This is a genomic window from Candidatus Izemoplasma sp. (assembly GCF_982632705.1).
The window spans coordinates 17,177-37,013 of the sequence record NZ_CEXEES010000009.1 but is presented as its reverse complement, the minus strand read 5'-3'; the positions used below and the strand labels follow the sequence as shown (position 1 = coordinate 37,013).

At 32.8% G+C, this 19,837-nt stretch carries 15 protein-coding genes, 1 pseudogene and 1 riboswitch; all 16 genes and pseudogenes read right to left on the bottom strand.

The genetic code is table 11. The annotated features are described in order from the left end of the window. Window positions 1-266 (bottom strand): annotated as a pseudogene (locus tag AC2LE6_RS02285) (purine-nucleoside phosphorylase); the annotation flags it as partial. Between the two features lie 85 nt (window positions 267-351). After that, window positions 352-972 carry an ECF transporter S component gene (locus tag AC2LE6_RS02280; RefSeq protein ID WP_484477623.1) on the bottom strand — a complete coding sequence of 207 codons (621 nt, stop codon included), beginning with the start codon at window positions 970-972 and terminating at the stop codon, window positions 352-354. A 93-nt stretch (window positions 973-1,065) separates the two neighbouring features. Next, window positions 1,066-1,180: riboswitch (FMN riboswitch) on the bottom strand. 91 nt (window positions 1,181-1,271) lie between these two features. Further along, the gene (locus tag AC2LE6_RS02275; RefSeq protein ID WP_484477622.1) at window positions 1,272-1,685 is read right to left on the bottom strand and encodes a DUF4259 domain-containing protein; all 414 of its coding nucleotides are present in this window, start codon (window positions 1,683-1,685) and stop codon (window positions 1,272-1,274) included. A gap of 112 nt (window positions 1,686-1,797) precedes the next feature. Further along, on the bottom strand, window positions 1,798-4,194 hold the full coding sequence (locus tag AC2LE6_RS02270; RefSeq protein ID WP_484477621.1) for a glycogen/starch/alpha-glucan phosphorylase: 2,397 nt from the start codon (window positions 4,192-4,194) through the stop codon (window positions 1,798-1,800). Window positions 4,195-4,360: 166 nt separating this feature from the next. Continuing rightward, a complete protein-coding gene (locus tag AC2LE6_RS02265) occupies window positions 4,361-6,796 on the bottom strand; it encodes a glycogen/starch synthase (RefSeq protein ID WP_484477620.1) in 2,436 nt (811 codons plus the stop codon). Next, window positions 6,789-7,907: a glucose-1-phosphate adenylyltransferase family protein gene (locus AC2LE6_RS02260; protein ID WP_484477619.1), complete on the bottom strand. Its 1,119-nt coding sequence runs from the start codon at window positions 7,905-7,907 to the stop codon at window positions 6,789-6,791. The genes AC2LE6_RS02265 and AC2LE6_RS02260 overlap by 8 nt, the downstream gene beginning before the upstream one ends. Next, complete coding sequence (gene glgB / locus AC2LE6_RS02255; protein ID WP_484477618.1) at window positions 7,908-9,767, bottom strand: 1,4-alpha-glucan branching protein GlgB; 1,860 nt, start codon at window positions 9,765-9,767, stop codon at window positions 7,908-7,910. It lies immediately after the preceding gene. A 10-nt stretch (window positions 9,768-9,777) separates the two neighbouring features. Then, a complete protein-coding gene (locus AC2LE6_RS02250; protein WP_484477617.1) occupies window positions 9,778-10,563 on the bottom strand; it encodes a regulatory protein RecX in 786 nt (261 codons plus the stop codon). Further along, entirely contained in the window at window positions 10,556-12,043 is a 1,488-nt protein-coding gene (locus AC2LE6_RS02245) for a S41 family peptidase (RefSeq protein ID WP_484477616.1), read from the bottom strand. The genes AC2LE6_RS02250 and AC2LE6_RS02245 overlap by 8 nt, the downstream gene beginning before the upstream one ends. 2 nt (window positions 12,044-12,045) lie before the next feature. After that, the gene (locus tag AC2LE6_RS02240) at window positions 12,046-12,927 is read right to left on the bottom strand and encodes a YitT family protein (RefSeq protein ID WP_484477615.1); all 882 of its coding nucleotides are present in this window, start codon (window positions 12,925-12,927) and stop codon (window positions 12,046-12,048) included. Further along, a complete protein-coding gene (prfB, locus tag AC2LE6_RS02235; protein ID WP_484477614.1) occupies window positions 12,920-14,029 on the bottom strand; it encodes a peptide chain release factor 2 in 1,110 nt (369 codons plus the stop codon). Before prfB ends, AC2LE6_RS02240 begins: the two co-directional genes overlap by 8 nt. A gap of 46 nt (window positions 14,030-14,075) precedes the next feature. Beyond that, complete coding sequence (secA, locus tag AC2LE6_RS02230) at window positions 14,076-16,574, bottom strand: preprotein translocase subunit SecA (protein WP_484477613.1); 2,499 nt, start codon at window positions 16,572-16,574, stop codon at window positions 14,076-14,078. A 116-nt stretch (window positions 16,575-16,690) separates the two neighbouring features. After that, window positions 16,691-17,230 carry a ribosome hibernation-promoting factor, HPF/YfiA family gene (gene hpf / locus AC2LE6_RS02225; RefSeq protein ID WP_484477612.1) on the bottom strand — a complete coding sequence of 180 codons (540 nt, stop codon included), beginning with the start codon at window positions 17,228-17,230 and terminating at the stop codon, window positions 16,691-16,693. A gap of 79 nt (window positions 17,231-17,309) precedes the next feature. Continuing rightward, window positions 17,310-17,681, bottom strand: coding sequence for a hypothetical protein (locus AC2LE6_RS02220; protein WP_484477611.1), 372 nt, complete (start codon window positions 17,679-17,681; stop codon window positions 17,310-17,312). A 34-nt stretch (window positions 17,682-17,715) separates the two neighbouring features. Then, a complete protein-coding gene (locus AC2LE6_RS02215) occupies window positions 17,716-18,219 on the bottom strand; it encodes a 3'-5' exonuclease (protein WP_484477610.1) in 504 nt (167 codons plus the stop codon). 69 nt (window positions 18,220-18,288) lie between these two features. Next, the gene (locus AC2LE6_RS02210; protein ID WP_484477609.1) at window positions 18,289-19,827 is read right to left on the bottom strand and encodes a hypothetical protein; all 1,539 of its coding nucleotides are present in this window, start codon (window positions 19,825-19,827) and stop codon (window positions 18,289-18,291) included. Window positions 19,828-19,837: the final 10 nt, after the last annotated feature.

Here is a 19,837-nt window from a genome sequence, read left to right as displayed (position 1 = left end):
TTCATTGTATATCCTTCGTAATAATGAAAACGACCGCTCATTAACAAAACTTCTTGTCCTTCTAATAAACCATATACTAGTTTTGAAGTATGACCTTTTACTGTGCTAGTCTTAAAGTTAGGAATATCTTCATACAAGATTTCTGTTTTGTTTTCTAGTTCATCCATAATACTAGTTAATCCACTACCTAAAACAATTGCTGTTTTTGGAGTCTTTTTGATAATTGATTGGATATATTCTTTTGCTTCTACTGCTTGATTATACATATAATCACCTCAAAAATATAATAACATAAAAAAGCACCTCAATAGAAGTGCTTTAATAAAAGAAATTATTTTGTATAAAATAATATTATTCGTTTGATGCAATAAAATCTGGGTATGCTTTTTTTAGTGCTTCCCAAATTATAATGAATGATACTGTTATCAATGAGGCCTTAATCAAATTAAATGGGATATATACGATGATCATTGCAGCTAAATATCCACCTTGAATATCAAACCCATAACTAGCTGGTGTAACTGGGAATGGTATTTCTGTATACCACCAGTAACCAATAAATATTGGTGTGATAAAGAAGTAATTTAAAATAGTCATAATGATAGCAACAATGAATATTGATACTATTGCAGACACGTATTTATTTAGTTTTAATTTGTCAAAACTTAAATACATCGCAAGAACATAACTCATACTTGCTATGAAAGCAGTTATTTGTCCGATAGGTATTGCAATAGGTCCCATAACTGGTCCTTTGAACAACATGTGTACAAGAGCTTTTAAAACACCTACTGCTGCCGCTTCCTTCCATCCGTATAATACAAATACAATTAGTACTACCACATCGCTGACATCAAATGTCAGAAAACCTACAAGCGGGTACGGGATCTCTAATATCATTAAGACCGCCCCTAGTGCTGATAACACTCCTAGTGTTACCAATTTACGAGTTTGATTGTTAGTTAAAGTCATAGTGTTTCCTCCTTAGAATTAAAAAAAACTAACGAATCAAATCTTCGTTAGGCATAATTCAAAAGACATACTTATCTCAAAAGAAATAAGGAAATCTATCTTCTTTCATCTAGACTATACTATCGGTTTAGGAATCACACCTAATCATGCTGTTACGCTCGCGGACTGTACCGCCGGTCGGGAATTGCACCCTGCCCTGAAGATTAATTCAATATAAGTATAGTTTATAAATCAAAGTATGTCAAATAATACTATCATTTTATAAATAAGTATACAAAAAGCAGTGTTAGACACTGCTTTTATCCGTTGAATTTTTCTTGTAATGCATCTAAGTAATCGATCCAGTCTTCAACTAAATTTTCTTCATCTAGTAACTCATAAAACTCATTATCTTCGCTTCTTCGCATTATTGAAAAAGCGTCTTCAATAAGACTTTCAACATTGCTATCGATTTTTTGAAGAAATAAATTTCTTAAATCTGATAAAGATGATTTCTCGAAATCAGGTAATAGTCTTTCTTCATTTGCTCTGATTGCAACAACAATTGCAATTGATGCAAATGCCTCACCGACTAAATCTGCTTCTAAATAATCATCTGTAACAACTTCTTCTATTTTTCGTCTTATTTGACTGAAACTTGTTTCTTCCTCTAATTCTGTAAACCAATCTACTCCACTATCGTTTTCGAAAGGTCTTATTCCCCATATTCCCATAGTTACCTCCTAGATATTACATTAAGATGAAGAAATTATACACCATAAATGCCAAATTGAAAAGGATTTTGTTTATTACAAAGCCACTTTTTTAAAAAGTGGCCTTATTTTTCTATTTAATGGGTTTGATATTCCATATCTCTTTTGCGTATTGTTTTATTGTTCTATCACTACTAAAGTATCCAGATTTTGCAATATTGATGATACTTGATGTAAACCAAGCTTCTTCATCTTTATATAGATCATTCGCACGACTATGTGCATCTCTATAACCTTCAAAATCTAATAACACAAAGTATTGATCTCTGTTTAATAGTTTATCACTGATTTCTTTAAATTCGTCTTTAGGGACTGTTTCAAAGAATCCATTTGTTAATTGATCCATTACTAGTTTTAAATCTGAATGTGTTTCATATACTTCTAATGGGTTATATGTTCCATTCGCATAATACTCATTCACTTCTTCGCTATCTAATCCGAAGATGACTATGTTTTCTTCTCCAACAAGTTCTGCGATTTCAACATTAGCTCCATCCATAGTACCAAGTGTAATTGCACCATTCATCATAAATTTCATATTACCTGTACCAGATGCTTCTTTTGAAGCTGTTGATATTTGTTCTGAAATATCACATGCTGGCATGATAGATTCAGCATAGGTAACATTGTAGTTTTCAACAAATACTACTTTTAGTAAATCTGATGTATCTGGGTCGTTGTTTACTTTTTCTGCGATTGTTGTGATTAGTTTTATTATTTTTTTAGCGAAATAATATCCTGCGGCAGCTTTCGCTCCAAATATAAATGTATGAGGATAATAATTTGCTTTGAAGTTTTCATCTGATTTAAGTTTATTGTATACATACATGATATGTAATGCATTCATTAATTGTCTTTTATATTCATGTAGTCTTTTAACTTGAACATCAAAGATAGATGTAGGATCAATTTGCAATCCTTGTTCTTTAAAGATACGTTCTGCTAATTGTTTTTTCTTTGTTAGTTTCATATCTTTAACTAATTTTCTGTATTTCTTAGTTTTTGATTTATTGTAGAACTTCTCTAGTTTATTAGGGTCATCTAACCATTCTGTTGTAACTGTGTTTAAGATTTCTGCAAGTTCAGGATTGCTATGCAATAACCATCTTCTGTGAGTAATTCCATTTGTTTTATTGTTGAATTTAGTTGGGTAAATCATATGCCAATCTTTCATTTCAACATTTTTTAATAAGTTTGTATGTAACGCAGCAACTCCGTTAACACTGAAGCTACCAACGATTGCTAAATGAGCCATTCTTACAAGTCCATTACCTATAATTGCTAGTTCTGTTACTTTTTCCTGGCTATACCCTTCTTCTATTAAGAAACCACAGAAGCGTTTATTTATCTCTTCAATGATTTGATAGATTCTAGGTAGGACTGGGGCAAGAATATCAACAGGCCATTTTTCTAAAGCTTCTGCTAGAATTGTGTGGTTTGTGTATGCACATGTTTTAGTAGTTATACTCCATGCTTCATCCCATGTGAAACTGTGTTCATCTACTAATAACCTCATTAGTTCAGGTACAACTAAACTTGGATGAGTATCATTTATTTGGATAACAATTTTCTTAGGAAGTTTTTTTAGATCTTTATATTGATCAATAAATTTATTAACAACACTTCTAACTCCAGCTGCACTAAAGAAGTATTGTTGTTTCAAGCGTAATACTTTTCCTTCTTTTGTAGCATCATCTGGATATAGGAATCCTGAAATATTTCTGATTTCTTGGTCATATTCTAATGCATCTTTATCAGCTGGTTTCATATCTGTTGGTTCTGCATTCCATAAACGAAGCGATGTAACAACTGAGTTTCTGTCTCCAACAACTGGAACATCGTATGGTACAGCATTGATTAGTTCATCTGGATGATAAACTGCTCTATGGTTTTCAAAGGCTACGTGTCCTCCAAAAGGTACAAGTAAACTTTCTTCTTCTTTTCTGACTTCCCAAACATATCCATCTTTTAACCAGTCATCAGGTTTTTCTTTTTGATATCCATTCTCGAATTTTTGCTCGAATAAACCATAACGATATCTAATACCGTTACCGTATCCTGGATACCCAATAGACGCGATTGAATCTAAGAAACAAGCAGCTAGTCTTCCTAGTCCACCATTTCCAAGTCCAGCATCGCTTTCATAATGCTCTATTTCATTCAAATCAAGGTCTACCAGTTTTAAAGCTTTATCAATTAGTGGTCTTAGACCTAAGTTTTGAATATTGTTCGTAATTAATCTTCCCATTAGAAATTCCATTGAGAAGTAATACACTTCTTTATTATTACCTTGTTTAAGTTTCTCGTTTGTCTTCATCCAGTTTTTTGAAATCTGTTCTGAAACAAGTTCACCTAATACATTATATTTTTGTCTTGTACTTGCGTTTTCTAGTGTTACAACATATCTTTTCTCAATACGTTCTTTAAATTCACTTAAGAATGTAAATTCATCTTTGAAATATGAAATCATTGAAATCACTCCTTCTACAAAATTATAGCAAAAAAACGATATAATATATATGAAAACAACTATGAAACCGTTATCTTGTTGTTTTATTTGATAAAACGCCTGTTTTTTATAAAAAACACGCATTTATCATAAAAAGTAGTGTTAATTGCGTCTTTTACTATACTTTTTATTCAAAATCACGTGTTTTTTGTATATTCTCTGTAATTGCCTTGTACAATTCTTTGTATTTTAGTGCTGCTTTTTTTACTGAGTTATCTTCTCTCATTGCTCTTAGCATTACTTTATTCCAAATTGTTTTATTAGAATCAAATAAATTATAGGCAAATTCGATTTGAGCTTTCATCTCGTTACTGTCATAGTTATTGAATACAAAACCATTACCTTTGTCATTAAACGAGTCATAACGTTCTACAGTATCACTTAGTCCACCTGTTGATCTAACAACAGGTAATGTACCGTAACTCATTGCGATCATTTGTCCTAATCCACAAGGTTCAAACCTTGAAGGCATTAGGAATACATCTGCGCCTGAGTAAATGTAGTTTGGAATGGTTGCATCATATCCTAAGAATAGCGATACATTATTTGGAAACTCATTTTCTATTTTTTGTAGTTCTTTAGTAATTTCTTTGTCTCCTGTACCAAGTAGTACAAAATAAATATTTTTATTTTGTAGGATTTGTCTTAACGATTGAATAATTAAATCAAATCCTTTTTGCTCTGCTATTCTGGTTACCATTCCCATGATAAATGCATTATCATTTGGTTCGAAGTTAGCCAGTTTTTGTAGAAAGCGTTTATTGTGTATTTTTTCAGATACTGTGTTTTTTGAGTACTTTGTATGGATCAGTTTATCTTTACTTGGATTCCAACTACTACTGATTCCATTAAGGATACCATAGAAATCTCTTTCTCTTTTTATAATTCCATATGTTAGGTTCTTACCGTAGTACTCATACTTTAATTCTTCTTTGTACGTTTGAGATACTGTCGATATTTTGGTTGCGGTATTGATTCCGATTTCTAAACAATTGATTGTATCATCTTTGAAAATGAAATTATCTATACCAAGTTTCTTGATAATACTTTTTGGTCCAACTCCTTGGTACTCTATATTATGAATGGTAAGAAGGGTTTTTGATCCTTTATATTCAGAGTTGTCTAGAATGATTGGGATCAAAGAAGTATGCCAATCATGGATATGGATCAAATCAAATGGATCAAAGTCTTGGAGTAGTTCTACTACTGTTTTGTTAAAGAATGCGAATCGTTCTACATCATTGTCATATCCGTAAACATTGTCTGTATCAAAGAAATCAAAACTATCAACGAAGTAGTATTTCACTTTTTTGTATCGATAGGAATAGATTCTCACTTTATATCTTTTCTCGTCAAAGATTATTGTCTTAGTAAACTCACTTTTGATACTTTCTGTGAATGAATCTTTTATTTTCTTATAGTATGGAAGAATTACTGTCACATCAACATTTGTTCTAACAAGGTTTCTTGATAATGAGCCAATGATGTCTGCTAGTCCTCCAGTTTTGATAAATGGGTAACTTTCACTTGCAACCATTAATACTCTTTGTTTTTCAGTTGATGTTACAATTTGCTCTTTTTGTGTCGTATAAGGGTTTCTTAGGTTACCTATAATCATTGAGTTGTTTTTAACAACTGTTTGCTTATCTAGGATTGCATACTCGATATGTGCATTTTCTTCAATAAAGCTGTTACTCATAACATAGCTATTTTTGATGATAGCACCTTTTTTAATTACAACATCTCTACCTATTACGCTGTTTATAACAGTACCATCTACAATACTCCCAGCTGATATCATTGAATTGTCGATTTTAGCGTTTTGAAGATATCTAGTAGGTGGTGATGTTTTTTCTTTGGAATAGATTGGTCTATCACTTACAAATACTTGTTTTCCTTTGTTGAAATCAAGTATATCTAAGTTCGACTTTAAATAGTTGAATGAATCTGTAATTGTTCTTGTATATCCTTTATGTTCATAGATGTTGATAAGCGTATTTGGTGCACTCTCAACTACATCTAGTATTGTTTTATATTCAAGCGAATCATATCCTAAAATGTATTCTAATAATAATGATTTTTTTAGGATAAATGTTTTGAGTCTAATATTTTGATATACTACTTCTGTTATATCTGAGTTTGAATTTTTATGGTATGTTAATACATCATTGAAATCAATGTTCCAGACAATGTTCGCAGCTGTAATAATTGCATATTCCTGATTAGATCGTGTGAAGTATTCTATATGTTCATACATTCTTTGGAATGTGATCATTTGTCCGGGTAAGATGTATAGGTTCTTAGGTGGTAAGATGAATAGTCCATCTTTTCTTCTATCTAAATCATATCGTTTCCCGCTACCAACATGATCTTGTAATGAACGATAATTTCCATATGGAAAAATCGCTACATTTGTAATACCTGAATTTCTCATGTTTGATAATGCGAAATCTATAAGTCTAAACTTACCTGCGAAAGGAATTGCACCTGGCATTCTGTGCAATGTTAATTGATTCAAATTGTCTTTAAAGGTTGCATCGATGATTGATAATATCTCATTCATTGAAATCACCTCTTAGGTAATCATCATCTATTACTGTAATATCTTTAAATGATAATGTAGTGTTTTTTGGGATAGTTGTATTTTCTAGAACAATACAGTTTTTAAGATGGACATTATCTTCAACACGGACATTGTTATAAAGAATAACGTTTGTCAGAGTTGAGTTTTTCTTGATGTAACATCCTCCACTTAAAATACTGTATAGTAATTTACCTTCTACAAGACATCCATCACTGACAAGTGATTTAGTCACAGAACCATGATGTGTGATGTGATGTGGAGGTAAGTTTGAAGATTTTGTATATATTGGGAAATCTTTGTATTCATGTAGTTTTAAAAACTGTGGGTTATCTATTAAATCCATATTTGCTTTGAATAAACTGTTTATTGTTCCAACGTCTTTAAAGTACCCTTTAAATAAATGGGTATATATTTTGTATTCATGTGTTAACGCGAAAGGAATAATGTCTTTTCCGAAGTCCAGTAGTTGCTCACTATGTTCAAGTAATTGCTTCAACACTGTAGTTTTGAAAACATAAACACCCATTGATGCTTTTTTACTTTTTGGAAATTCAGGCTTCTCTTCAAACCCAATCACTTTTGATTGTTTATCTACTTCTAAGATTCCAAATCTTGAAGCATCATTTTTTGCGTTGAAAGAACCTATTGTTATATCTGCGTTGCTCTTTGTATGTGTATTGATTATGTTTTGATAATCCATTTTATATATATGATCTCCAGATAATATCAATACGTGTTCAGCGTTATACTGGTCAACGAAATACATGTGTTGCTTAATAGCGTGGGCTGTACCTTTTTGCCATTGTTCACCACTCTTTGATGTGTAAGGAGTTAGGAAAGAAATTCCTCCCTCATTTACATCTAAGTCCCATGTGCTTCCATTTCCTATGTACTTAGTTAGTTGATGTGGTTCATATTGAGTAAGTAGTCCAATAGTATCTATGTTTGAATGGATTAAGTTCGATAAAACAAAGTCAATTAATCGATATTTACCACCAAAAGATACCGCTGGTTTTGCGGTATGTTTTGTTATATCTCCTAACCTTGAACCTCTTCCACCTACTAGTGCCATAGCTACTACTTTTTTCATTTAATCACCACTTTTAATGATTGTCATTGATAGTGGACTAACCACCATTTGTAATGATTGATCAAAATCATTGTAAGAAATATCTTCAGTAAACATATGTTCTCCATTATATAAGTTTGATCCACCATAAATTGCCTTATCGCTATTAATTATTTCATAATACTTCCCTTTTTTCGGTACTCCAATTCTAAAGTTATGGTGTACGATTGGAGTCATATTAAATACTATGATTACAAAATCTTTTTTGTCTTTGGCATATCTAATAAAACTAAATATAGACATATCACTATTATTTGAATCTATCCAACTGAATCCTTCTTTGTTTCCATCTAATTGATGTAGTGGAGCGTGATGCTTAACGACAAGATTCATATCTTTATTGAATAGCTGTGCGGATTTATGAAGTGGATACTCCAGTAAATTCCAATCTAGTTCTGTGCTATCTTTCCATTCATGCATTTGAGCAAACTCTCCACCCATAAACAATAAAGTCTTTCCTGGATGAGTATAGAACAACCCCATTAATGCACGATAGTTAGCGAATTTTTGCCAGTAATCTCCTGGCATTTTATTTACCAGTGATTTCTTACCATGTACAACTTCGTCGTGTGACAAAGGTAGTACATAGTTTTCACTAAATGCATACGTTAATCCAAATGTAATGTCATGATGATGATACTTACGATGTACAGGATCTTTTTCAAAATACTCAAGTGTATCGTTCATCCATCCCATATTCCATTTGTAGTTAAATCCTAGTCCACCTGATTCTATTGGGTGAGTAACTTTTGGAAACGCAGTTGAATCTTCTGCGATTAGCAATGCATTGTCAAAGTGCTTAAATATTTGTGTACTTAAGTTTCTAATGAATGTTAATGCACCTTCGTTTACTCCATGATTAGAATTTCCTAAGTAGTAAATCAAATTACTTACCGCATCAATTCTAAAACCATCTATATGGAAGTTTTTCATCCAGAATAAAGCATTTGAAATTAGGAATGATTGAACTTCACCTTTACCTAAATCTAGGTTGGCAGTTCCCCAAACTACATTCTCTCTTTTCCATTCTTCACTGTATTCATATAAGGGTTCCCCGTCAAACATATACAATCCGTGATCATCACGGCATATGTGCCCTGGTACCCAGTCTAATATTACTTTTATGTTTTTTTGATGACATTTATCTACTAGATACATTAAATCTTTTGGAACACCAAAACGTGATGTTGCACTATAGTATCCAGTTCCTTGATATCCCCAAGATTGGTCTAAGGGATGTTCTATAATTGGCATTAACTCAATATGAGTGAATCCATTGTCTAATAAATATGGTAGTAGTAAATCTACTAACTCATTGAACTTATGAAATGTTCCATCAGGTTTTGTCATCCATGTCCCTAAATGTACTTCGTATATACTCATTTGATTCTCATAAGAGCGTTCATTATTACGATTAGACATATAGTCATCATCATTCCAGTTATATCCTTCAAGGTTATATATTTTACTCATTGTTTCTGGACGTTGTGCACTAAAGAAAGCATAAGGATCGCTTTTGTATAGTTCTCTACCATCAAATGTTTTTATCTGGTATTTATACATATGCCATTCTAATGCGTCTTCTACTAGTAAACTCCAGATACCTGAATCATCTATTTTTACTAAATTATGTACCCAAGCTTGATAATTATTGAATTCTCCAAGGACGTTAACTTCTTTGGCATGAGGTGCATATACGGTGAACCTTGTCCCGACATGTTCCCCTAAGTCATTTTGTTCTAAATGCGCACCAAATATACGATAACTATCGTATAATTTTCCTTGATTATAATAATATACATCATCTTTGGTAAGTTTCATATAATCCCTCCTATTGGAGCATCTCTTTTACTAAATCATATCTAAATCCTTTAGTCAGTAGTTTCTTTACCAGTTTATCTTTTTCTTTAAAGTCCTTAAGATTAACTCCTTTTTTGAGTTTCTTAATTTCTACATCGAGTAAACCTTGTTCATCTACTGCGTCTTCAATCATTTCTTTACAAGATATCATTGAAGATTCCACAATACCTGGATTAAACCCTTTATTAATTAGTTTACCTTTGATTGATTGGTACGCCTTGATATAAGGTTTTTTTATTGTGTATTTTGTTTCTTTCTTCAGGAGTTCTCTGATTTTATCATACTGATACTCTTCTTTATATAATAACAAATGTGTATCAATTAAATCAAAGTGTATCCCTTTCCCTATTAATTTTTCTTTTACATATCTTGGTCCGATTAGATCAAATTCGATTTTTTCGGTTATGTATTCTTTTGTATATTTATTATCATCTAAGTACCCTTGTTTTTTAAGTTTTACAATCATTTGATCAATTAGTGTTTCATTTTGTGTGGTTCTTCTTAATTGCTTTTTGACTTCACTAATTGTTCTCATTTTAAACTCTATGAAATATAATGCTTTGTTGTAAAGAATATCTTCTTCTGATGATTTTATAATTCTTTTGTAGTCCTGTTCTGTTAATGTTTTAGGTCCTAGTAAATTATAATGTAAAATGGTTTCTTCATGAACGATGTGAACGTGTTCTACATCGTTCTTTAGTAATTTAACAAGATATCTATGTCCACGCAATTTTTTTATTTCTGTTAATTTAATCATTTACTAAATGTGAGATAGCGGCTTGTAATTGCGTATCATTGTCTGAGTTGTTTTGAAGATTATGTAATAACGTGTTTATGATATCTAGGGTTTCTGCGTTGATTTCACCATTTACTGTAAGTGTGTTGCTTGTTTGAATGTCTTCTATTGCTGCTTCTGTTACTAAATCAAAATATCCATCTGTACGAACTGTGTATCCAACAGCATTCAAGATGATTTGAATATTAGCTGTTCTTGTATCTACTGTATCTACTAAGATAGATCCACCATCTAGTAGAAATACTTTATATGCTTTTTCTACTTCAGATACTTCAACGATGACATCTGGTATAACACCATCTGAACCACCATCAAAATGAACCCAGTTACCGTCAGATGTTAACCATTTACCAACTGAGATATGTAAACTATCACCAACTGTTGAATCTAAATCCATATCAGTTTGCATTGTACCTTTACCATAAGTAACAGTCCCTAGTACTGTATAGTCTCCATGCTCTTGCATCGCAGTTGCGAACACTTCTGATGCTGATGCTGAGTTTTCATTTACTAATGTGACAATATCGTAATCTCTTGCAGATCCTCTATATGCATAATAGTTGTCTGTTTCTTTTACACCTGAAATATAATGCTCTGTACTAAACATTTCGATTCCATCATTGATTAGGAATTCTTGAAGCATGTTCAAAACGGTAGATAAATGTCCACCACCATTGTTTCTCAAATCTATAATTAATCCATCGATACCAATTGTCTCTAAATCGTCAATTGCATCATAGAATTTTTGGAATGTTTCATCACCAAACGTAGTCACTTTAATATAACCAATTGTTTCTCCGTTTTGTTCAAATGTTTCAAATTCAACACTTGGATTTTCAATGACAGATCTTGTCATTACAAAATATAATGTATCTTCAAATCCAGCTCTAAAAACACCAACTGTTACATCTGTGTTTTCATCACCTACTAATTTTCCTACTATGTCGTAAAATTCTAATCCTACAACCAGTTCACCGTCGATATGTGTTATGACATCATTTACTCTTATACCTGCGTTATATGCAGGACTGTCTGCGAATACACCATCAATAACTAGTGTCTCATTCTCATATCGTACTTGTACACCAATTCCTACGTAGTCTTCACCGAAGTTATCGTTGAATTGTTGTGCTTCTTCATAATCAAAATACGTTGTATGAGGATCCTCGATTGATTCGATCATACCTTCAATTGCACCTTGCATTAAATCAGCTTCTGTTGGTCTTTTATAATGATGTTCTATCAGTAAGTCCATCACTTCTACAAACGTATCAAATTCAGATCCACAAACTACAGTAACCTCTTCTACGATTACGTTCTCAATTATATTTTCAATTGGTGGTTCTTGATTTCTTGTAGCCATATATCCACCACTAAATCCAAGTCCACCTACTATTAACGCTGTTACTACGATTAATACCTTTTCTTTTATATGTCCCATGATCAATCATCCTCTCTTACTACAAAATCACCCTGTATCTCAGTTGCTTGTGTTACATAAACAAATGCTTGTGGGTCTATTCCAGCGATGATGTTTCTAATCGCGTAATATTCTCTTTTTGTGATTACTGTTACTAGCATTGTTTTAGATTCATTACTGTATCCACCTTTAATATTTAATTCAGTAACACCTCTAAAGACTGTGTCATATATTGCTAGTTTTATCTCTTCAGGTTTTGTTGTGATTATTTGTACTGCGGTTTTACTTGTATTACCAAGGATAACAATATCTGCGGCTTTCCCAGATATAAATATTGTAAGTACCGCGTATAATCCAGCGATTAATCCGTAATCAGCATAAAACACAATAACACCTAGTATTACGATAATTCCATCGACTAAGTATAATGAAATGCTTAATGGAAGTTTTAATTTTGTGATTAGTATTTTAATTGGGATATCTGTTCCACCACTTGTACCACCATATTTAATAACAAACCCAAATCCAAATCCAAGTAATGCACCACCAAAGATACTTGCGATAAAGAAATCATTTTCTATATCCAAGTTAGGAACAAACTCTTCAAATATAAATAGTACTAACGGGAAAAATAGTGATCCGTATATACTTCTTAAAAATACTTTTTTTCCTAAGAATAATAATGCAAGTATTAATAGAAACATATTCATGATTAAAACGAATAAACTTAGTTTAAATCCGAATACTTTATCGATAACGAGTGCAAGTCCAGTTACCCCTCCAGCTACTAAGTCTGCTGGAATCAAGAATAAATAAAATGCAGTTACCATTAAGATGATTCCAAATGAAATCATGAAGTATCTTTCTATAGGCGATATAAGCCTTATGTTGTGTTCTTTAGTCATTTGATTCACCTACCTTATATTTTAGGAAAGAGGAAATAAATATATCAATATCGCCATCCATGACTTTTGATACATTTCCTGTTTCTGTGTTTGTTCTATGATCTTTTACCATGTTGTATGGATGCATGACATATGATCTAATCTGACTACCAAATGAGTTTGAAACACTGGTAGATCTAAACGATGATATTTCTTCTTGTTTTCTTTGTAGTTCTAATTGATATAGTTTACTTTTTAGGATTTGCATTGCTTTGTCTCTATTTTTGATTTGTGAACGTTCGTTTTGAACGGTTACAACTATTTTTGATTCTAAATGGGTAATTCTTACAGCACTATCTGTGGTGTTTACTGATTGTCCACCAGCACCACTAGATCTGTATGTATCAATTTTAATATCATTTTCATTGATTTCGATATTGATATTGTCATCAATCTCAGGAATGACGTTGACACTCGCAAATGAGGTATGTCTTCTTCCTCCACTGTCAAAAGGACTAATTCTAACTAACCTATGAACACCATGCTCAGATTGAAGATAACCGTACGCATAAGATCCTTTGATTAAAAAGGTTACACTTTTAATTCCAGCTTCATCTCCCGATTGATAATCAAGAACTTCAATATCATACTCTTTTTGCTCAGAGTATCTTTTGTACATACGATATAACATATCTGCCCAGTCTTGTGATTCAGTTCCACCAGCACCTGGATGAATTTCTAGTACTGCGTTTGATGAATCGAGTTCTCCACTGAGTAAAAGTTCAATTGATAATGTCTCATACATCTTTGAATAGTCATCATTTAGTTCTTTAAAGAACAAAGCCATCTCATCAAAGTCATCTTCGACTAGTTCTGAAGATGCAACACATTCATCAAATAAGTCAATGAACTTGTTGAGTTTGTCTTGAGTGTTCTTTAGACCTTTTAGGACTTTAATAACTTTTTGGGCTGATTCTTGGTCATCCCAAAAGCCTTGTTCATATGTCGTTTGATCAAGGGTTTTTACTTCGTTATTTAAGGCATCAAAATCGATCATGCTTAATACATCATCTTTTTGTTTTTTTATGATACCTAATTGTTGTTTAATCTCTTGTTTTTGCATATCTCTCACCTAGTTTAAAGACTCAAGATTTCTCTTGAGTCAGTTGTTATCTACCATGACATTGCTTGTATTTTTTACCACTACCACAAGGACAAGGATCATTTCTTCCTACCTTTGAAGCAGTTCTTGGTTTACGTTTTGTTTGTTCTTCTTTTCCAGAATATGTACTTACAGGTTTTGCAACTTGAACTCGTTGCATGTTTTCTCTTACGATTGCACGAAGAACATATTTTGTAACGTCTTCTTCAATGTTTGTAATCATGTCTGTAAACATTTGGAATCCAGTTTCTTGGTATTCTCGAAGAGGATTCATTTGTGCATAACTTTGTAAAACGATACCTTGTCTTAATTCAGACATTTGATCGATATGTCTTATCCAATAGTTATCTACTACTTTTAATGTTATTGCTTTTAGGAAATCATTGAATTTCTCATCAGTGAATTTCTCTACTTTTTTATCGATATCATTCATTGCTAAGTTTATTAGATAATCACTTACTTCTTGAGGTGATTTGTCTAATTCACTTTTGCTTACTAAGTTTAAGTTGAAGTAACGACCGTTTAGTTGTTTGAATAGTTCGTTCTTATCCACTTGTCCAGGGTTACCCTCAACTGTGTATGTTGCAGCTACTCTATCAAGTGTACGTTCAACCATACCTTTGGCAATATCAGTGATTGATTCTTCAAATAAGATATCTCTACGTTGTCCGTAAATTACTTCACGTTGTTTACGTAGAACTTCATCATATTGTAGGACTGTTTTACGTCTATCAAAGTTGTTACCTTCAATTTGTTTTTGAGCACGTTCAACCATACGACTAAATATTCCATATTCAATAGGTGATTCATCTTTAGAATCACGTGTTTTTGTTAGCATGTTTATCTGGTTTTGGAATCGTTCTCCACCAAATCGTTGCATTAGTTCATCTTCAGCACTTAAGAAGAATCTAGAATATCCAGGATCTCCTTGTCGTCCAGAACGACCACGTAACTGATTATCAATACGTCTAGATTCATGACGTTCTGTCCCGATAACAGCTAAACCACCAAGTTCAACAACACCTTCACCTAGTTTAATATCTGTCCCACGACCAGCCATATTTGTTGCGATTGTTACAGAAAACTGTTTACCAGCTTTTTCTACAATCTCAGCTTCTCTTTCATGTTGTTTCGCATTCAAAACATCATGTTTAACGCCTTTCCTTTTCAGTAATGAACTCAACAACTCTGATGTTTCAATACTAATTGTACCAACAAGTATCGGTTGTCCAAGTGCGTTACGTTCTCTTATTTCATTTGCGATTGCATTGTATTTAGCCTTCATAGTAGCGAAGATTAAATCATTGGCATCGTCTCTAATGATTGGTTCATTTGTTGGGATTTCAACAACAATCATATTATAAATGTTTCTAAATTCTTCTTCCTCTGTTTTTGCAGTCCCTGTCATTCCTGACAGTTTTTTGTACATACGGAAAAAGTTTTGGAATGTTATTGTTGCTAAGGTAGTAGTTTCTTTTTTGATTTCTACTCCTTCTTTTGCTTCTAATGCTTGATGTAGTCCTTCACTGAACTGACGACCAATCATTAAACGACCTGTATGACTATCAACGATGATTACTTTATTTTCTTGAACAACGTAATCAACATCTCTATCCATTGTATAATTCGCTTTTATGGCATTGTTGATACTATGAAGTAATCCTACGTTTGAAACATCGTATAGATTTTCTAGACTAAAGTATTTTTCAGCTCTAGCGATTCCACTAGGTTCTAAGTTAACACCTTTTGATTTAATGTCTACTTCATAATCTTCTGGTCCTAAGTTTCTTGCGAAAGCTTGTGCCTGTAGATACAAACTAGATGTACTCTTACTACCACCTGAAATAATTAACGGTGTTCTCGCTTCATCTACTAAGATACTATCTACCTCATCAATGATTGCATAGTTAAGAGGTCTTTGAACCATCTTGTCTTTGTATATAACCATATGATCACGTAAGTAATCAAACCCAAGTTCATTATTGGTTGCGTAAAGAATGTCGCATTCGTATGCTTCTTTCTTTTCTTCTTTCGACAATGCTCTAATGTTTAATCCAACAGTTAATCCAAGCCAACGGAATAAATCTCCGATTTCTCCTTCAGCTTCACGTGTTGCTAAGTACTCATTTACAGTAACGATATGTACACCATTACCACCCAATGCATTTAAGTAAGCTGGCATAACTGCAGTTAATGTTTTACCTTCCCCAGTTTTCATTTCTGCAATGTTACCACCGTGAATAGTAAAAGCACCCATTACCTGTACTTTAAATGGAGTCATTTTAAGTACACGTGTCGATGCTTCACGCACTGTCGCAAATGCTTCTGTTTGAATATCGTCTAGGGTTTCACCGTTTGCAAGACGGTCTTTAAATTCAATTGTTTTGTTTTTTAATTCTTCATCTGATAAGTTTTTATACTCTTCCTCAAGAGCTAGTACCTGATTCGAAAGTTTAGCTAAAGCTTTCAACTCTCTTCTACCAGGATCAAATAATTTTTTAAGCATATTCTCACCTCTATATATGTCATTAATATCATATCATATTTTACGCTATTTATATATTATAAATATATAATTGCAAACTACTATAAAAAAATGCGCTATTTGATAGCGCATTTTAATTACTCAGTCTCGATTACACCGTATGCTCCGTCGTTTCTTAAATAAACAACATTTACTTTACTAGTGCTTTCGTTTCTATAGATGTAGAAGTCATGTCCTAATAGTTCTAAGGCCGTAATGGCTTCGTGTGCATCCATTTTCTCAAGTGTAATACTCTTCGTTTTCATTAGTTCTGGAACTAACTCTCTTTGCAATGCATCAAGATCTAATTCATCTTTGAATAAATCTCCTGTGTGTTCTTTCTTTTGTAAACTTCTAGTAACTTTGTTTTTATGTTTTCTAATTTGTGATTCTAATTTATCGATTGTTAAATCGATCGCTGCATACATATCATCATCGCTAACTTCTGCACGCATTGTGTAAAACTTTGTAGGGATAGTAACCTCCACTTTATGGTGATCTTTATAAATCTTACACACCACAAATGCTTCTAGGTTTTCTTTGAAGAAACGCTCTACTTTGTCTAGTTTACCTTCAGCGTATCTTGAGATCGCGTCAGTAACGACAAAACCGTTTTTTCCACGTACTTGAACTCTCATTAAATCATCTCCCTTTGTTTATTTGATACTATTATTATAACACTTTAAAGTGTAAAAATAAATAAAATACACTCTTATTTTAGTAAGCAAACATACTAATAAAGACAATTGGTTTTTGTCCCAGTTTCAATAATAGGTATTTTGATTCATCAGAAAGGTTGTTATATTCTTCTTCCTCGTAGAAATACATTATTGACCAATCATGTTTCTCAATGTATTGAAGTAAGCAAAAAAGCATTGATTCAAAAAACAAGTAATCGTAGTTTAGATTCAGTTTTTCGTCATATAAATAATCAAAATAAATCACATTTCTCTCAATAGGAATAACTTCTCTCTTTGATCGAACAACAATGTGCTTCTCACAGTTTACATGTATTCTATAAACCGGTTTAAATATTTGCCTTAAATCCATTTCCTTGTATAAATTCAACCCACAAACTCTACAATTCATAAAAACACCTCGCAAGTATATTACTTGCAAGGTCCTAGTATTGCTTTAATTTTTCAAATAATTCATATGTAGCCATAACATCACTAAGTGCTCTATGTGCTGTTTGATTGACAATTCCAAAGTGAGCACAGAGTTTTGCCAAACTATAACCCGGCAACCTTCTAAACTTTCTTTTGGCTTCCCATATAGTATCTTTACAATCAACACCATCAAATCTTATTCCATTACGTCTGAATTCACTTTCTATAAAAGGATAATCAAAGCGTTTAGCATTGTGTCCAATAACGAAATCAACATCAGATATAAATGTTTTAAATTTTGTCAGAACAACACCAGGATAATCTGCATTCTCTACAGTTGAGTCATCTATTCCATTTATTTTAGTTATATGAAATGGGATTGAGAATCCAGGATTGATGAGTTCTTCAAATGTATCAACAATTTCTCCATTTTCTACTTTAACTGCACCGATTTCAATAATTGAATCGTTATTCACATCAAGTCCAGTTGTTTCTATATCAAATACTACATAACTCATAATTGTACCTCCATGTATCATCTATACTTATTATAACAAAAAAGGAAGCCAAATGGCTTCCTTAATTTTCTAAAGTATGATTAAACTAAATAAAACCCCAACAACACCTAGTCCTGCAAGTATTGCGATAACTTTTTTAGGCATTTGACCATCATCTGTCATTGCCTTACCAAACATACCAAATACAATAGGATGTATTAAGAATGGCATTGCGAATATGAAACTGATCAAAGCTGATGGTTGTAGTTCAGGTGATAATCCTGCAACATCGAACATTTCACCTTGAATAGATGCAAATAATCCAAAATGACTTATTGCACTACTATTTGCCATTGCTGCTTCATGTAGTTCTAAACCAGCAAAGTGTAACATTGTGAATCCACCGAATACTGCAATCAATTGCCATCCTAAACTAAACAAGATAAGACCTTTGATCTCAGAACGCTCTCCGTCTCTGTTTCTAAGCGTTTTTAACGCCCAGATTGTAAATAATATCCCGACCAACACTACGATTAATCCTGGGAATACATATAGTTCCCCACGATCTGCACTGAAGGCTAAAATCGTAAACACAAATACATGTCCAAAGAATGGAATATTGATCATTACTGGTGCTCTTTCTTTTGCAACTTCACCGATATCTCCAGCTGTACAAGCTCCAGTCAATCCACTATGAGATAAACTTCCTGCCATACCTGGTGCAAGAATATCAACGTGATTTGATTTACCAACGAACACTAATAATGCGATTCCTACAAACATCCAGAACAATTGACCAAAGAAACCATAAGCCATTACTTGTGTCATTCCTTCCATTCCAAACGCACTAACTAATCTCGTTCCACCGATAATAAATACAGCGGCTAAAACCATTGGAATCCCACCAAACAATAATGCTCTCATTGTTGGTCCTGGACGCCAGTTGCTAAAATACATACCTAATCCACTACTTAGAAGCATAGCGAAGAAGATTTGTGGTAATGCTGGTAATACTGTTGAATCTTTAAAGAATGAAGCGATATAAAACGCAACTAGTAAAACTACTAGGATCATTAATATTTCAACAACACCTCTACCTAAATAGGCTCTCTTGTTACTGATTTTCGCTTTGCTATCAATAAAGATAATAGCTCCTGATAATCCAAAGAATGCGATTAAAGGTAGAAAGTCTGCTAGAGTGTCTAGCTTTGTACCTGTAATAATTTGCATTACTGCTTGAATACCAACTAAGATAAAGAATGCACGCACTAAGAATACTAATTGAGTTCCTTTAGTCCCCAGTACAACTTCTTCTTCATTTAGTAAAACATCATCCTCGTCAGGTAACTTAGGTTTCATGAATGTGTTTCTAAGTTTTTGTCCTCCTGTAAAGAATGTCACTACTAATGCTGTGATTGTTGTTCCGCTTGTGAACCCAATCATCTCAAATTTAGGTAACCCAGGGTCACCTATACCAGTCAAATTCATGATGTAACCAAGTAATAATCCAAAAACTACGATGATTAAAATTGGCGAGTACTTTGTCCCCGCAACTACACTACGAGAGATTAATACCACAGGAAGTAATAGTAACAAAGTAAATACAAAGTGTGATAAAAATTCAGTCATATAAATCCTC

Coding starts and splice junctions, on each gene's coding strand:
- AC2LE6_RS02265 (WP_484477620.1), bottom strand. CDS start 6,796: ATGAATGAGATATTATCAATCATCGATGCAACCTTTAAAGACAATTTG.
- AC2LE6_RS02210 (WP_484477609.1), bottom strand. CDS start 19,827: ATGACTGAATTTTTATCACACTTTGTATTTACTTTGTTACTATTACTT.
- AC2LE6_RS02220 (WP_484477611.1), bottom strand. CDS start 17,681: ATGAATTGTAGAGTTTGTGGGTTGAATTTATACAAGGAAATGGATTTA.
- AC2LE6_RS02275 (WP_484477622.1), bottom strand. CDS start 1,685: ATGGGAATATGGGGAATAAGACCTTTCGAAAACGATAGTGGAGTAGAT.
- AC2LE6_RS02270 (WP_484477621.1), bottom strand. CDS start 4,194: ATGATTTCATATTTCAAAGATGAATTTACATTCTTAAGTGAATTTAAA.
- AC2LE6_RS02245 (WP_484477616.1), bottom strand. CDS start 12,043: ATGGGACATATAAAAGAAAAGGTATTAATCGTAGTAACAGCGTTAATA.
- AC2LE6_RS02280 (WP_484477623.1), bottom strand. CDS start 972: ATGACTTTAACTAACAATCAAACTCGTAAATTGGTAACACTAGGAGTG.
- secA (WP_484477613.1), bottom strand. CDS start 16,574: ATGCTTAAAAAATTATTTGATCCTGGTAGAAGAGAGTTGAAAGCTTTA.
- AC2LE6_RS02260 (WP_484477619.1), bottom strand. CDS start 7,907: ATGAAAAAAGTAGTAGCTATGGCACTAGTAGGTGGAAGAGGTTCAAGG.
- AC2LE6_RS02215 (WP_484477610.1), bottom strand. CDS start 18,219: ATGAGTTATGTAGTATTTGATATAGAAACAACTGGACTTGATGTGAAT.
- AC2LE6_RS02240 (WP_484477615.1), bottom strand. CDS start 12,927: ATGACTAAAGAACACAACATAAGGCTTATATCGCCTATAGAAAGATAC.
- prfB (WP_484477614.1), bottom strand. CDS start 14,029: ATGCAAAAACAAGAGATTAAACAACAATTAGGTATCATAAAAAAACAA.
- hpf (WP_484477612.1), bottom strand. CDS start 17,230: ATGAGAGTTCAAGTACGTGGAAAAAACGGTTTTGTCGTTACTGACGCG.
- AC2LE6_RS02250 (WP_484477617.1), bottom strand. CDS start 10,563: ATGATTAAATTAACAGAAATAAAAAAATTGCGTGGACATAGATATCTT.
- glgB (WP_484477618.1), bottom strand. CDS start 9,767: ATGAAACTTACCAAAGATGATGTATATTATTATAATCAAGGAAAATTA.